15 protein-coding genes are annotated in these 13,623 nt (G+C 73.0%); 10 read left to right on the top strand and 5 right to left on the bottom strand.

What is annotated here, in order from left to right:
• Positions 1-45: 45 nt before the first annotated feature.
• Positions 46-762, bottom strand: coding sequence for a PH domain-containing protein (locus ACF061_RS07180; protein WP_392265808.1), 717 nt, complete (start codon positions 760-762; stop codon positions 46-48).
• A 241-nt stretch (positions 763-1,003) separates the two neighbouring features.
• On the opposite strand from ACF061_RS07180, the gene deoC reads away from it, so the two are divergent.
• The 3 genes from deoC to ACF061_RS07195 are packed head-to-tail and all read left to right on the top strand — an operon-like array spanning position 1,004 to position 4,333.
• Entirely contained in the window at positions 1,004-1,993 is a 990-nt protein-coding gene (deoC, locus tag ACF061_RS07185) for a deoxyribose-phosphate aldolase (protein WP_392266171.1), read from the top strand.
• Positions 1,994-1,998: 5 nt separating this feature from the next.
• On the top strand, positions 1,999-3,438 hold the full coding sequence (locus tag ACF061_RS07190) for an aldehyde dehydrogenase family protein (RefSeq protein WP_392265809.1): 1,440 nt from the start codon (positions 1,999-2,001) through the stop codon (positions 3,436-3,438).
• Positions 3,428-4,333 (top strand): aldehyde dehydrogenase family protein, encoded by a 906-nt coding sequence (locus ACF061_RS07195; protein WP_392265810.1) that lies wholly within the window; start codon positions 3,428-3,430, stop codon positions 4,331-4,333. The genes ACF061_RS07190 and ACF061_RS07195 overlap by 11 nt, the downstream gene beginning before the upstream one ends.
• A gap of 148 nt (positions 4,334-4,481) precedes the next feature.
• Here ACF061_RS07195 and ACF061_RS07200 read toward each other — a convergent pair whose 3' ends face one another.
• Positions 4,482-4,880 carry a hypothetical protein gene (locus ACF061_RS07200; RefSeq protein ID WP_392265811.1) on the bottom strand — a complete coding sequence of 133 codons (399 nt, stop codon included), beginning with the start codon at positions 4,878-4,880 and terminating at the stop codon, positions 4,482-4,484.
• Between the two features lie 160 nt (positions 4,881-5,040).
• Between ACF061_RS07200 and ACF061_RS07205 the strand changes: the two genes are divergently transcribed.
• Positions 5,041-5,643, top strand: a complete 603-nt coding sequence (locus tag ACF061_RS07205; protein ID WP_392266172.1) for a uridine kinase — start codon at positions 5,041-5,043, stop codon at positions 5,641-5,643.
• 281 nt (positions 5,644-5,924) lie between these two features.
• Here ACF061_RS07205 and ACF061_RS07210 read toward each other — a convergent pair whose 3' ends face one another.
• Complete coding sequence (locus ACF061_RS07210) at positions 5,925-6,698, bottom strand: SigE family RNA polymerase sigma factor (RefSeq protein ID WP_392265812.1); 774 nt, start codon at positions 6,696-6,698, stop codon at positions 5,925-5,927.
• Between the two features lie 193 nt (positions 6,699-6,891).
• Here ACF061_RS07210 and afsQ1 point away from each other — a divergent pair, with 193 nt between their 5' ends.
• From afsQ1 to ACF061_RS07235, 5 genes are all read left to right on the top strand, one after another.
• Complete coding sequence (afsQ1, locus tag ACF061_RS07215; protein ID WP_392265813.1) at positions 6,892-7,569, top strand: two-component system response regulator AfsQ1; 678 nt, start codon at positions 6,892-6,894, stop codon at positions 7,567-7,569.
• A complete protein-coding gene (locus ACF061_RS07220) occupies positions 7,566-9,185 on the top strand; it encodes a sensor histidine kinase (RefSeq protein WP_392265814.1) in 1,620 nt (539 codons plus the stop codon). Before afsQ1 ends, ACF061_RS07220 begins: the two co-directional genes overlap by 4 nt.
• Positions 9,182-9,817, top strand: a complete 636-nt coding sequence (locus ACF061_RS07225; protein ID WP_392265815.1) for a hypothetical protein — start codon at positions 9,182-9,184, stop codon at positions 9,815-9,817. The genes ACF061_RS07220 and ACF061_RS07225 overlap by 4 nt, the downstream gene beginning before the upstream one ends.
• A gap of 239 nt (positions 9,818-10,056) precedes the next feature.
• Positions 10,057-10,638: a VanZ family protein gene (locus ACF061_RS07230; protein WP_392265816.1), complete on the top strand. Its 582-nt coding sequence runs from the start codon at positions 10,057-10,059 to the stop codon at positions 10,636-10,638.
• A gap of 67 nt (positions 10,639-10,705) precedes the next feature.
• Positions 10,706-10,909, top strand: coding sequence for a PspC domain-containing protein (locus ACF061_RS07235; RefSeq protein ID WP_392265817.1), 204 nt, complete (start codon positions 10,706-10,708; stop codon positions 10,907-10,909).
• A gap of 132 nt (positions 10,910-11,041) precedes the next feature.
• On the opposite strand, the gene ACF061_RS07240 is transcribed toward ACF061_RS07235, so the two are convergent.
• Positions 11,042-11,365: an ATP-binding protein gene (locus ACF061_RS07240; protein WP_392265818.1), complete on the bottom strand. Its 324-nt coding sequence runs from the start codon at positions 11,363-11,365 to the stop codon at positions 11,042-11,044.
• A gap of 129 nt (positions 11,366-11,494) precedes the next feature.
• Positions 11,495-12,658: an adenosine deaminase gene (locus ACF061_RS07245; RefSeq protein ID WP_392265819.1), complete on the bottom strand. Its 1,164-nt coding sequence runs from the start codon at positions 12,656-12,658 to the stop codon at positions 11,495-11,497.
• Positions 12,659-12,807: 149 nt separating this feature from the next.
• Between ACF061_RS07245 and ACF061_RS07250 the strand changes: the two genes are divergently transcribed.
• Positions 12,808-13,569: an alpha/beta hydrolase family protein gene (locus ACF061_RS07250; RefSeq protein ID WP_392265820.1), complete on the top strand. Its 762-nt coding sequence runs from the start codon at positions 12,808-12,810 to the stop codon at positions 13,567-13,569.
• The last annotated feature ends 54 nt before the right edge of the window (positions 13,570-13,623 follow it).

Genomic DNA, 13,623 nt, shown 5'->3' on the forward strand with positions numbered 1-13,623 from the left:
TCCGGAGCCACCGCCCCGGTGCCCGGGCACCACGGTTCGCCCGGCTCAGCCCACCGCGAGCAGGACCGCCAGCACCACCGCGCCCGCCACCGCCGGGCCGACGATCTCGTAGGCCCAGCGGACCGTCACCTCGCCCTGGGCGGTCTCGGCGCTCTCCCGTGCCTCCTGGAGTTCGCGCAGCTCGACCATGAACTGGTCGGCCTCGGCGCGGATCGGCTCGCCGGCCGCGCCGCCGCCGAGGCCACGGCCGAGACCGCCCCGGCCGAAGGCGCCCCCGCCGAACGAGCCCCCGCCGAGGCCGCCCCCGCCGACCGCTCCGCGTTCTCCCGCGGTGGCGGCCCGCGCCTCCGCCCGGGCCGCCCGCTTGCGCGCCCGCAGGGAGACCGGCACCGCCCACAGCTGGTACTTGCCGCCGGACTTGGTGACGGCCTCGTTCGAGTAGCCGGAGCGCAGGAGGGCGACCTGGGCCCAGGGCAGCACGATCACGCGGAAGGGGTTGCGGACGCGCAGCCGGTTCTCGTTGACGTACACGGCCGGGCGGAACGTGAAGGCGACCACCAGCGGCACCACGAGGATCATCCCGGCGAGCGCCAGCCACGGGGTGCGGCCGCCGCCGGTGAACATCGCGTCGAAGCCCAGCCACAGGACGACGGCGAGCAGCAGGACTCCGCACGCGATGCCGCCGGACGACCGGCGGACCCGGTCGTGGTACTCGGGGGCCGGTGGCTGCGGCGCGGGGGACTCGTGCTCGGGCGTCGTCATGGTCCCGATTCTGCACGACGCTCCGGAGGAAGCTCATCCGCGGTGCCCGGCAAGCGGCGCCGACCACGGGAGTCCCGCGGCGAGCACGGACCGCCGGACACGGACCGCGCGACGCCCGCGGGAAGCGGGCGGGGGCGGCCGGCCGGGGCGGAGCACGGGCGGCGGGCACCGCCGGATCGTGCGCCGGAAGCTCCGGGGGGTGTACAGCCGCTACGCGCGTAGATATGCTCGTCTGGTGACCATGCCCACCACTGCACCCACCTCCCCCACCGCTGAACGCGTGGGCGGTACCCCCATGGCTCCGGCCGACGTCACCTCGTCCGACAGCACGCTGCGCCGCTTCCTGCACGGGCTGCCCGGCGTCGACGCGGTCGGCCTGGAGGCGCGCGCCGCGGCGCTCGGCACCCGTTCCATCAAGACCACCGCGAAGGCGTACGCCATCGACCTCGCCATCTCGATGGTCGACCTGACGACGCTGGAAGGCGCGGACACCCCGGGCAAGGTCCGGGCGCTCGGTGCCAAGGCGGTCCACCCCGACCCGACGGACCGGACGACGCCCACCACGGCCGCGGTCTGCGTCTACCCCGACATGGTGGCCGTCGCCAAGGAGGCCGTCGCCGGCTCGGGCGTGAAGGTCGCCTCGGTCGCCACCGCCTTCCCGGCGGGCCGCGCGTCGCTGGCCGTCAAGCTGGCCGACGTGCGCGAGGCGGTCGCGGCGGGCGCCGACGAGATCGACATGGTCATCGACCGCGGGGCGTTCCTCGCGGGCAGGTACCTGAAGGTGTACGACGAGATCGTCGCCGTGAAGGAGGCCTGCGGGAGGTCCGCTCGCCTGAAGGTCATCTTCGAGACCGGCGAGCTGTCGACGTACGACAACATCCGCCGGGCGAGCTGGCTCGGCATGCTGGCGGGCGCCGACTTCATCAAGACCTCCACCGGCAAGGTCGCGGTGAACGCGACCCCCGCCAACACCCTCCTCATGCTGGAGGCCGTGCGCGACTTCCGGGCGCAGACCGGGGTCCAGGTGGGCGTGAAGCCGGCCGGCGGCATCCGCACCACCAAGGACGCGATCAAGTTCCTCGTCCTGGTCAACGAGACCGCCGGCGGGGACTGGCTGGACAACCACTGGTTCCGCTTCGGCGCCTCCTCGCTCCTGAACGACCTGCTGATGCAGCGTCAGAAGCTGGCCACCGGCCGCTACTCCGGCCCCGACTACGTGACGGTGGACTGATCACCATGGTTTCCCCCTTCGAATACGCCCCGGCTCCCGAGTCCCGGTCGGTCGTCGACATCGCGCCGTCCTACGGTCTGTTCATCGACGGCGAGTTCGCCGAGGCGGCCGACGGCAAGGTCTTCAAGACGGTCTCCCCCAGCACCGAGGAGGTGCTGTCCGAGGTCGCGCAGGCCGGCGAGGCCGACGTGGACCGCGCGGTGAAGGCCGCCCGCAAGGCCTTCGCGAAGTGGTCGGCGCTGCCCGGTTCGGAGCGCGCCAAGTACCTGTTCCGCATCGCCCGCATCATCCAGGAGCGCAGCCGTGAGCTGGCGGTCCTGGAGACGCTGGACAACGGCAAGCCGATCAAGGAGACCCGCGACGCGGACCTCCCGCTGGTCGCCGCGCACTTCTTCTACTACGCGGGCTGGGCCGACAAGCTGGAGCACGCCGGCTTCGGCGCGAACCCGAGGCCGCTGGGCGTGGCCGGCCAGGTCATCCCGTGGAACTTCCCCCTGCTCATGCTGGCGTGGAAGATCGCCCCGGCGCTGGCGACCGGCAACACGGTGGTGCTGAAGCCCGCCGAGACGACTCCGCTGTCCGCGCTCTTCTTCGCGGACGTCTGCCGCCAGGCGGGCCTGCCCAGGGGCGTCGTCAACATCCTTCCCGGTTACGGCGACGCCGGCGCCGCGCTCGTCGCGCACCCGGACGTGAACAAGGTCGCGTTCACCGGTTCCACGGCCGTGGGCAAGGAGATCGCCCGCACGGTCGCGGGCACGGACAAGAAGCTCACCCTCGAACTGGGCGGCAAGGGCGCCAACATCGTCTTCGACGACGCGCCGATCGACCAGGCCGTCGAGGGCATCGTGACCGGCATCTTCTTCAACCAGGGCCAGGTGTGCTGCGCGGGCTCCCGGCTGCTGGTCCAGGAGTCGATCCACGACGAGCTGCTGGACGCCCTCAAGCGCAGGCTCTCCACGCTCCGCCTGGGCGACCCGCTGGACAAGAACACCGACATCGGCGCGATCAACTCCGCCGAGCAGCTGGCCCGGATCACCGCGCTCGCCGACCAGGGCGAGGCGGAGGGCGCCGAGCGCTGGTCGCCGGCCTGCGAACTGCCCGCGTCCGGCTACTGGTTCGCCCCGACGCTGTTCACGGGCGTCACCCAGGCGCACACCATCGCCCGCGACGAGATCTTCGGCCCGGTGCTCTCGGTGCTCACCTTCCGCACCCCGGACGAGGCGGTCGCCAAGGCCAACAACACCCAGTACGGCCTGAGCGCGGGCATCTGGACGGAGAAGGGGTCGAGGATCCTCGCCGTCGCGAACAAGCTCCGCGCGGGCGTGATCTGGTCCAACACGTTCAACAAGTTCGACCCGACCTCGCCGTTCGGCGGTTACAAGGAGTCGGGCTTCGGCCGCGAGGGCGGCCGCCACGGCCTGGAGGCGTACCTCGATGTCCGATAAGACGGAGACGACCGAACCGCGGCTTTCGGTCTTCAAGACGTACAAGCTGTACGTGGGCGGCAAGTTCCCGCGTTCCGAGAGCGGCCGGGTGTACGAGGTGACCGACACTAAGGGCAACTGGCTGGCGAACGCTCCGCTGGCGTCCCGCAAGGACGCCCGGGACGCGGTCGTGGCGGCGCGCAAGGCGTTCGGCGCGTGGTCGGGTGCGACGGCGTACAACCGGGGCCAGGTCCTCTACCGCGTCGCGGAGATGCTGGAAGGCCGCCGCGAGCAGTTCGTGCGCGAGGTCGCCGAGGCCGAGGGGCTGTCGAAGTCCAAGGCGGCGGCGCAGGTCGACGCCGCGGTCGACCGCTGGGTCTGGTACGCGGGCTGGACCGACAAGATCGCCCAGGTGGTCGGCGGCGGCAACCCGGTGGCGGGTCCGTTCTTCAACCTCTCCACTCCGGAGCCGACCGGCGTCGTGGCGGTCCTCGCCCCGCAGGAGTCGTCCTTCCTGGGCCTGGTCTCGGTGATCGCCCCGGTGATCGCGACCGGCAACACGGCGGTGGTGATCGCGAGCGAGAGGTCACCGCTCCCGGCCCTCTCCCTCGGTGAGGTGCTGGCCACCTCCGACCTGCCCGGCGGGGTCGTCAACCTCCTGACCGGCCGTACGGCCGAGATCGCGGCGCCGCTCGCCGCCCACCAGGACGTCAACGCGATCGACCTGGCGGGTGCCGACGAGGCGCTGGCGAAGGAGCTGGAGATCGCCGCGGCCGACAACCTCAAGCGGGTGCTGCGTCCACAGCCTGTGGATTACGCGGCGACGCCCGGCACCGACCGGCTGACCGCCTTCCTGGAGACCAAGACGGTCTGGCACCCCACGGGGTCCCTGGGCGCGTCGGGTTCGGCGTACTGAGGCAACCCGGGGCGCCCGGGGCGGCCCGGGACCCTCGGAACGGTCCGGTCCGCCTCTGAGCGCCCCCGCGGGCGCTCGCGCGGACGAGAGCCGCGCCTCCCCTCCGTCCGGGGGAGACGCGGCTCTCTCCTGTGCGCTCGGGCGTGCGTCAGCGCAGCGCCCCGGCCGCCTGGCCGACGACGGGCATCGCGCCGACCGACGGCGCCTCGGCCACCGGTGCGGTGATCGCCTTCGAACTCACCGGCCGGAAGTCGGCGACCTGGGTGCCGACGCCGTTGTCGAGCGGGTCGACCCCGGTGCCGGCGAGGGGGTTGGGCTTGAGCCCGGTGACCGGTCCGGTGGCGTGGCCGACCGTGCCGGTCAGCGTCCGCGTGGCCGCGCCCGGGCTGAACTCGCCCGGAGTGACGGTCTCGTGCGTCTGGTTCCCGGCCGGGGCGGCTTCCGCCACCGCCGTCGTCGCGCCCGCGCCCAGGGCGGCCCCGGCGGTCGCGACGGCGACCAGGACGCGCCGTGCGGTGGACTGGGGGAAGGACCCGTGTCGAGCCATTTCTGGTGCCGCCTTCTGCTGCTCTGGGTAACGGAGACAGCGCACAGGGTAGTTGAGGGGCGACCCACGTTCCAAAGCCGACCCGCGGGGTCGGCAGTCGGGCCACCATGCGTCAAACTGGTGTTCCGTGAGCCTTCATCCCCCGTCACCCGCCCGTGTCGTGCTGCTCTGCGGCCCCTCGGGCTCGGGCAAGTCCCTGGTCGCCGCCCTTGCCGGGCTGCCCGTGCTGCGCCTCGACGACTTCTACAAGGAGGGCGACGACCCGACGCTGCCGCTGGTGGAGGGAAGTTCGGACATCGACTGGGACCACCCCGGGTCGTGGGACGCGGAGGTCGCGCTCGCGGCGATCGGCCGGCTGTGCGCCACGGGCAGCACCGGGGTGCCGGTGTACGACATCGCACGCAGCGCCCGTACCGGCGAGGACACCCTGCACATCGGCCGTACCCCGCTGTTCATCGCGGAAGGAATCTTCGCCGCCGAGATCGTGGAGCGCTGCCGCGAGCTGGGGGTGCTGGCCGACGCGCTGTGCCTGACCCGCGGACCGGTCACCACCTTCCGCCGGCGTTTCCTGCGGGACCTGAAGGAGGGCCGCAAGTCGGTGCCGTTCCTGTTGCGCCGCGGATGGCGGCTGATGCGTGCCGAACGGTCGATCGTCGCCCGGCAGGTCGCGCTGGGCGCGCACGCCTGCGACCGGGAGGAGGCGCTGGGCCGACTGGCGGCCGCGGCGGCGGGCCGGCAGACCCAGGCGCCTTCGGCCGCCTGACCCCGGCGCGCCCGGCCGCCCGGCCCCGGCCGCCGCGTGCCGGCGCCGGCACGTCCGGCGGCTCGCCGGCGCCGGCGAGCGGGGCGGCAACGCGCGCACGCGGAACGGGACCGGACGGCCCCCCAGCCCTCCGGTCCCGCTCCTTCGTGCTCCCCCACTTCCCCCGTGGCGGTGCTCCCCCAGGGTCCCCCCGTGGGCCCCCTCGGTACCGTTCCCCGCGTTCCCCCGTGGGGTCCCCCCGGTACCGCTCCCCCGTTCTTCCCCCCGTACCTCCGGCTTGCTCAGGCGACGAGCTCGCCGAAGGACTCCTCCTGGTCACGGCCGAAGCTGAGGACCTCGTCCTCGCGCAGCCGGCGCAGCGAGCGCCAGATGCTGGACTTCACCGTGCCGACGCTGATGCCGAGGATGTCGGCGATCTCCGGGTCCGTGCGGCCCTCGTAGTAGCGGAGGACCAGCATGGTGCGCTGGAGTTCGGGCAGCCGGGCCAGTGCCTGCCACAGGACGGCGCGCAGTTCGGTGCCGCGCATGGCGTCCGTGTCGCCGGGCGTCTCCGGCAGTTCCTCGGTCGGGTACTCGTTGAGCTTGCGGCGCCGCCAGGCGCTGATGTGCAGGTTGGTCATGGTGCGGCGGAGGTATCCGCCGACGGCCGCCTTGTCGCTGATCCGGTCCCACGCCCGGTACGTCGAGAACAGCGCGCTCTGCAGCAGGTCCTCGGCCTCGAAGCGGTCGCCGGTGAGGTGGTAGGCGGTTGCGTACAGGGAGGCGCGGCGCTCCTGGACGTAGGCGGTGAACTCCGCCTCCGACCGGGCCCGACGCTCCCCCGAACCCTCCCCGTACGCGGTTCCCCCGTGCGTTTCCCCCGTGTGCTCGTCAACCACCGACATCCAAGCGGTGTGCTGACGCCCGCTACCGCGAGCGCACCCCCGTCCTCCCCCACGCTCGAACACGCTCGCGCGGGAGGGACCCCCCTCGGCGCCGGACTTCTCCGGTCCCCGGGCCACGTCGTGCAGACGCGTGACCACTGCGCTGGTGCTGGTGCTGTGCAGCGTGTTCATCTCGCGCCCCCCGTCGTGGAGTTCCGGTGTCCGTCCTGCGTTCCTGCCTGTGCCGAGAATCCTTCCGCCGTGACTTCATGGCCGTGTCCGCCGACTGTCACAGACCTGTCACAGGGGTAACGGGCTCCCCGTCACGCGCAGGTAGCCGTGGGGGTGTCGAAAGCCCGACCCCGGATGGGCCAGAATGAGGCCCGTGCCTTCCCTGTTGCTGATCGAGGACGACGACGCCATCCGGACGGCCCTGGAGCTCTCACTGACCCGCCAGGGGCACCGGGTGGCCACCGCTGCCAGCGGCGAGGACGGTCTGAAACTGCTGCGCGAGCAGCGGCCGGACCTGATCGTGCTGGACGTGATGCTGCCCGGCATCGACGGCTTCGAGGTGTGCCGGCGCATCCGGCGCACGGACCAGTTGCCGATCATCCTGCTGACCGCCCGCAGCGACGACATCGACGTGGTGGTGGGTCTGGAGTCCGGTGCCGACGACTATGTCGTCAAGCCCGTGCAGGGACGGGTGCTGGACGCCCGGATCCGGGCCGTGCTGCGACGCGGCGAGCGGGAGGCGACCGACTCGGCGACGTTCGGCGGCCTGGTCATCGACCGTTCGGCGATGACGGTCACGAAGAACGGCGAGGACCTCCAGCTCACGCCCACCGAGCTGCGGCTGCTCCTGGAACTGAGCCGGCGGCCCGGGCAGGCGCTGTCCCGGCAGCAGTTGCTGCGGCTGGTGTGGGAGCACGACTACCTCGGCGACTCGCGCCTCGTGGACGCGTGCGTGCAGCGGCTGCGCGCCAAGGTCGAGGACGTGCCGTCGTCCCCGACGCTGATCCGTACCGTGCGCGGAGTCGGATACCGCCTGGACGCGCCTCAGTGACACGACGGCGAGGGGGGCTCCGCGGCTGGGCCGCGGGGCGCGCGAAGGCACTGTCCCGGCTGCGCTTCACCAGTCTGCGGCTGCGACTCGTGGTGGTCTTCGCGCTGGTGGCGCTGACCGCCGCGGTGTCGGCGTCCGGGATCGCCTACTGGCTCAACCGCGAGGCGGTGCTCACCCGTACCCAGGACGCGGTGCTGCGCGACTTCCAGCAGGAGATGCGCAACAGGGCGGGCACGCTGCCCGTGCACCCGACCCAGGACCAGTTGCAGCACACGGCCGGTCAGATGGCCAACAGCAGCCAGCGGTTCAGCGTGCTGCTGGTGGGCCAGGACGCCGACGGCCGGGCGGTGTACGGCAACTCCGGCGGCCTGAGCGGTTTCGCGCTGGAGGACGTGCCCCGGTCGCTGCGCACCGCGGTGGACAAGCGGCAGCCGCTCGACGCGGCCAACAAGTCGCCCTACCACCTGTACTGGCAGCGGGTCACCGAGCACGGCACGCCGTATCTGGTGGCCGGCACCCGGATCATCGGCGGCGGCCCGACCGGCTACATGCTCAAGTCGCTGGAGCCGGAGGCCAAGGACCTCAACTCGCTGGCCTGGTCGCTGGGGGTCGCCACCGCGCTCGCGCTGGTCGGCGCCGCGCTGCTGGCGCAGGCCGCCGCCACGACCGTGCTGAAGCCGGTGCACCGGCTCGGCGTCGCCGCGCGGCGACTCGGCGAGGGCAGGCTCGACACCCGGCTGAGGGTGTCCGGCACGGACGAACTGGCCGACCTCTCACGCACGTTCAACAACGCGGCCGAGGCGCTGGAGAAGCGGGTCGCCGACATGGCGGCCCGGGACGAGGCCTCGCGACGCTTCGTGGCGGACATGAGCCACGAGCTGCGTACGCCGCTGACCGCCATCACCGCCGTGACGGAGGTGCTGGAGGAGGAGCTGGAGTTCGAGGGCGGCGGCATCGATCCGATGATCGAACCCGCGGTCCGGCTCGTCGTCAGCGAGACCCGGCGGCTGAACAACCTGGTCGAGAACCTGATGGAGGTCACCCGCTTCGACGCGGGCACCGCCCGCCTGGTCCTGGACGACGTGGACATCGCCGACCAGATCACCGCCTGCATCGACGCCCGCGCCTGGCTGGACGCGGTGGAGCTGGACGCCGACCGGGGCATCCACGCCCGCCTGGACCCGCGCCGCCTGGACGTCATCCTCGCCAACCTCATCGGCAACGCCCTCAAGCACGGCGGGTCGCCGGTGCGGGTCTCGGTGCGCGAATCGGCCGGGGAGACGGCCGGGGCCGCGCAGATCGTCATCCAGGTGCGCGATCACGGGCCGGGCATCCCGGAGGACGTCCTGCCGCACGTCTTCGACCGGTTCTACAAGGCGAGTGCCTCACGGCCCCGCTCGGAGGGCAGCGGTCTGGGCCTGTCCATCGCCCTGAACAACGCGCACATCCACGGCGGTGACATCACCGCCGCCAACTCGCCGGAAGGCGGGGCGGTGTTCACGCTGCGGCTGCCGCAGGACGTCTCCGACCTCGCCGCGGAGCCGGGCGCGGACGCCGGCGGCGACGTCCGGGCGAAGGACGGCGCGGACGGCGGATCGAAGGGGGGCGCCCGATGACGGCACGAGACGGACGCGGGCGCGGCGCGGTGCTGCGCCACTGCCTGCCGGCGCTGCCCGCGCTGGCCCTGCTGCTCGCCGGGTGCGGCATCCGCCCCACCGAGGTGCCCACCGACTTCGGCGGCGCGCCCTCCCGGGTGCCCTGCTCGCTGACACAGCCCGACCTGGCCACGCAGACCTCGCGCGGCGTGCCCGTGCAGGTGTTCCTGCTGTGCGGTTCGTCGCTGGTGACCGTCGACCGCACGGTGCGGGTGCCCGAGGGCACGGCGGACGCGCGGCGGCGGATGATCGTGGCCCAGGGGCTGCTGGAGCAGCTCGCCGCCGTGCCCTCGGCCAGCGAGAAGGCGGCCGGGTACACCACACACGTGCCACGTGGCCTGACCGTCGCCGGGCCGCGCCCCAAGGACCCCGAGGACACCCTCCGGCTGAGCACCGCCCCGGCCGCCCTCGACTCGTACGCGCTCGCGCAGATCGTCTGCACGCTGTCCGACTCGGCGGCGGCCGAGGGCGACGGTTCGGTCGTCCTCGGCGGGCCCGCCGGCGCCGGTCTGCGCCGCTACGAGTGCACCGACGACCTCCGCACCCGGCCGGGCACGACGCAGCCCCCGTCGACGGAGGTGACGGCGGGCTGACGCGCCGGGCGCCCGGCGCCCGCCGAGGCCCCCGGGGCACCCGCCGCGCCCCCCTGGCACCCCCCGCGCCCTCCTCGCGCCCGCCGTGGCCGCGCTGGTCGCGCCCGCCGGAGGGGCGCGCGAGTCCCGCCCAGGTGGCCGCGCCCACCCGGACGGGGCGGGGATGTGGCGCGTGCCTCATTCCGCCGGGTCCGGGCGGTCCCGGAACCGACCGCGCCGGAAGGCGCGTCTACGGGGGCGTGCAGCGTCAAGGCTCCATCGGCGGCAGCGCCGTGATCCGCGTCCGCGTGACAGGGGGTGTCCTCCTCGTCGCCCATCTCGCGCTCGTCGCCTGGCTGATGCTGCGGCCGCTGGACGTCCCCTGGGTGATGCCGGCCAACTTGCGTCCGTTCGCCACCGTCCGCGCCGACCTGGCGCTGGGCGGGGCCGAGGCCGTCCGGCGCATCGGCGAGGGACTCGGCCTGCTGGCCCCGCTGGGTGTGCTGCTGCCCCTGGCACACGGCAGGCTGTGTGTCTCCCCGCTCGCCTCCCTGGTCCGCACCGTCGCCGCGGGCGCCCTGATCTCGCTGGGCATCGCCCTGTTGCAGACCGGTGTGCCGGGCCGGGTCGTGGACGTCGACACGCTGCTGCTGAACACGCTGGGGGTCGCCGTCACCCACCTCGCGGCCGTTCCCGCGGCCCGTGCCGGCCTCCGTCGCAGGGCCGGGCGCCGGGACGTCCCGGCCGTCCGCCAGGAGGACCCGGCTCAGGGTCGGACCCCGACGATTCCCAGGGTCGGTATCGCCCCTTGGAGCGACGTTTTGCCCCCTTCGTCTCCGTAACGTGGGTGTCAGACGGGGTCGCCGACGGGGAGGCCCCGCACCACCGACGGTTCACGGAGGCAACACGATGAACGCCCTTGCCCGCCCCACCCACGGCCGCGTGATCGGCGGAGTGTGCGCCGCGCTGGCCCGGCGCTTCGGTACCTCCGCGACCACGATGCGGGTGATCTTCCTGCTGTCCTGCCTGCTGCCGGGCCCGCAGTTCCTGCTCTACCTCGCGCTGTGGATCCTGCTGCCCGCCGAGGGCAAGCCCGCCCGCACGGCCTGGTAGCCGCTGACGCGGTCACCGTGCGCGGACGCCGTCGGGGCGCACCCTGAAGCAGGATCAGGGGTGCGCCCCGACGGCGTGTCGAAGCCGCTGTCGATGCCGCTGTCGATGCCGGCTTCCGGCGACGGCGCCGGTTCAGCTCAGCGGGAGGCTGCCCACCTGCATACCCTTGATCGGCATCCCGCCGAGCAGGCCCGCGCGCGGACCGGACCGGCCGCGCTGGACGTCCCGGGCGGTGGCGAGCCCGGACCGGAGCGCCGGCTTGGCCTGGTTCAGCGTCTCACCGGTTCCCGGCAGCTGCTTGGCGACACTGTCCGTCGGGATCTCCCTGGCGACGGCGCCCAGCGGCTGACCGGCGTCCGGGACGGCCGGCGCGGCGTTCGCCGCGCCCGCGCCGACTGCGGCGAAAGCGGCGCCGAGAGCGGCGACACCGAGGGTCTTGGCGGCAGACTGCTTCATGAGAACGCGTCCTTGAGTGGAAGGCGGGGGGACCGAGCGGTGACCGACCGTAAACACGCCACAGCCCCGGCCGCAAACGCCCGATCGCGGACGGGAATGTGAAGGAGACGAGCGCCCGGTCTTTTGCGATCAGCCGTCCGAGGTCGCGGAACCGCTGGTGGACGCCGTCTGGTTAAACAGCCATTCGGATTTCAGCGCCGCGTATCCGGGCTTGATCACGTCGTTGATCATCGCCAGACGTTCATCGAAAGGAATGAACGCCGACTTCATCGCATTGACGGAGAACCACTGCATGTCGTCGAGTGTGTAACCGAAGGCCTCGACGAGGTGCTCGAATTCCCGGCTCATGCCGGTGTGGGACATGAGACGGTTGTCCGTGTTGACCGTGGCGCGGAAATGGAGCCGGCGCAGCAGCCCGATCGGGTGATCGGCGTACGAATCCGCCGCGCCGGTCTGGATGTTGGAGCTGGGGCACAGTTCCAGCGGGACGCGCTTGTCCCGGACGTAGGAGGCGAGCCGCCCGAGTTCCACCGTGCCGTCCTCGTGGACGGTGATGTCGTCGATGATCCGCACCCCGTGGCCGAGCCGGTCGGCGCCGCACCACTGCAGGGCCTGCCAGATGGAGGGCAGACCGAAGGCCTCGCCGGCGTGGATGGTGAAGTGGTTGTTGGCCCGCTTCAGGAACTCGAAGGCGTCCAGGTGCCGGGTGGGCGGGTAGCCGGCCTCGGCGCCCGCGATGTCGAAGCCGACGACCCCCGCGTCCCGGTACCGCTCGGCGAGTTCGGCGATCTCCAGGGAGCGGGCCGCGTGCCGCATGGCGGTGAGCAGGGCGCCGATCCGGATGCGCCGGCCGGCGTCGAGGGCGAGGCGTTCCCCTTCCCGGAAGCCCTCGTCGACGGCCTCGACGACCTCCTCCAGGGTCAGCCCGTCGGTCAGGTGCTGCTCGGGGGCGTAGCGCACCTCGGCGTAGACGACGCCGTCGGCGGCGAGGTCCTGGGCGCACTCGCGGGCGACCCGGACGAGAGCGTCCCGGGTCTGCATGACGCCGACGGTGTGGGAGAAGGTCTCCAGATACCGTTCCAGGGAGCCGGAGTCGGCCGCCTCGCGGAACCACAGGCCGAGTTTCTCCGGGTCGGTCTCGGGGAGTTGGGAGTACCCGGCGTCCCGGGCGAGTTCGACGACGGTGGCCGGGCGGAGACCGCCGTCGAGGTGGTCGTGCAGCAGGACCTTGGGGGCCCGGAGGATCTGGTCCGAGCTCGGTGCGGTCCCCTGATGGGCAGTCTGGCTCGTCATTTCCGCACTCTAACTCCTACGCGCGTAGAAAGCGCCGTGCGGGAACGGCGGCGCGCGCGGCCGGTTCACGCCGTGCGCGCTCGGGTCGATACGTAACAGTGACCGCGCGGACGGGTGGCGTACACCGACGCTTCTGACACTGTTCTGTCATGGCACAGCAAGCGACGCCGGTTCGCACGGCCCGGCTGGGGAGGACGCTCGGCCCGGAGCCGACGGCGGTGAGCGGAGCGGTGCTGCTGCTCCCGGGCGGCCGGGAGGTGTCGGGCCGCAGACCCTCGGCGGTGCTGGCGGCCGCCTCCATGCGCGCCCTGGGGCGCCGGCTGGCCCGCGCCGGCCGTGACGAGGGCCTGGCCACCCATGTGGTGCACTACCGCTACCGCGGCTGGAACGGCAGCCAGGCGCATCCCGCCCGCGACGCCGCGTGGGCGGTGGACGAGATCGTACGGCGCTACGGCGACGTTCCGGTCTGCCTCGCCGGGATGGACATGGGCGGCCGGGCGGCGCTGCACGCGGGCGGACACGAGGCCGTCAGCTCCGTGGTGGCGATAGCCCCCTGGCTGCCCGAGGACGATGTCGCCGCCTCCCCCGAACCGGTGAAGCAGCTCGCCGGGCGCCAGGTGCTGATCGTGCACGGCACCAACGACGAGCGGACCGACCCGGAGCTGTCCTTCCGGTTCGCGGCACGGGCGAAGAAGGCGAACCGGGAGGTGTGCCGGTTCGAGGTCCACACCGACGGGCACGGGCTGCGCCAGTACCGCGACGAAGTCACCGCGCTGGCCGCGGACTTCATGATGGGGACGCTGTTCGGGCGGGCGTTCTCCCGGCCGGTCCGGGACGCGCTGGCCGCGCCCCCGCCGCTGGGACTGCGGATGCCGCTGGCGGCGGGGTTCGGGAAGACCCTGCGTCGGTAGGGCCCGCCGCAGCGGGTCCCGCCGTTCCCGGGCCCGCCGCAGCGGGTCCCGCCG

The sequence above is a fragment of the Streptomyces sp. NPDC015220 genome, from assembly GCF_043079345.1.
Taxonomy (GTDB): domain Bacteria; phylum Actinomycetota; class Actinomycetes; order Streptomycetales; family Streptomycetaceae; genus Streptomyces.

Excerpts from the sequence above, each read along its gene's own strand:
- ACF061_RS07180 (WP_392265808.1), bottom strand. The coding sequence starts at position 762 with ATGACGACGCCCGAGCACGAGTCCCCCGCGCCGCAGCCACCGGCCCCC.
- deoC (WP_392266171.1), top strand. The coding sequence starts at position 1,004 with ATGCCCACCACTGCACCCACCTCCCCCACCGCTGAACGCGTGGGCGGT.
- ACF061_RS07190 (WP_392265809.1), top strand. The coding sequence starts at position 1,999 with ATGGTTTCCCCCTTCGAATACGCCCCGGCTCCCGAGTCCCGGTCGGTC.
- ACF061_RS07195 (WP_392265810.1), top strand. The coding sequence starts at position 3,428 with ATGTCCGATAAGACGGAGACGACCGAACCGCGGCTTTCGGTCTTCAAG.
- ACF061_RS07200 (WP_392265811.1), bottom strand. The coding sequence starts at position 4,880 with ATGGCTCGACACGGGTCCTTCCCCCAGTCCACCGCACGGCGCGTCCTG.
- ACF061_RS07210 (WP_392265812.1), bottom strand. The coding sequence starts at position 6,698 with ATGAACACGCTGCACAGCACCAGCACCAGCGCAGTGGTCACGCGTCTG.
- ACF061_RS07225 (WP_392265815.1), top strand. The coding sequence starts at position 9,182 with ATGACGGCACGAGACGGACGCGGGCGCGGCGCGGTGCTGCGCCACTGC.
- ACF061_RS07235 (WP_392265817.1), top strand. The coding sequence starts at position 10,706 with ATGAACGCCCTTGCCCGCCCCACCCACGGCCGCGTGATCGGCGGAGTG.
- ACF061_RS07240 (WP_392265818.1), bottom strand. The coding sequence starts at position 11,365 with ATGAAGCAGTCTGCCGCCAAGACCCTCGGTGTCGCCGCTCTCGGCGCC.
- ACF061_RS07245 (WP_392265819.1), bottom strand. The coding sequence starts at position 12,658 with ATGACGAGCCAGACTGCCCATCAGGGGACCGCACCGAGCTCGGACCAG.
- ACF061_RS07250 (WP_392265820.1), top strand. The coding sequence starts at position 12,808 with ATGGCACAGCAAGCGACGCCGGTTCGCACGGCCCGGCTGGGGAGGACG.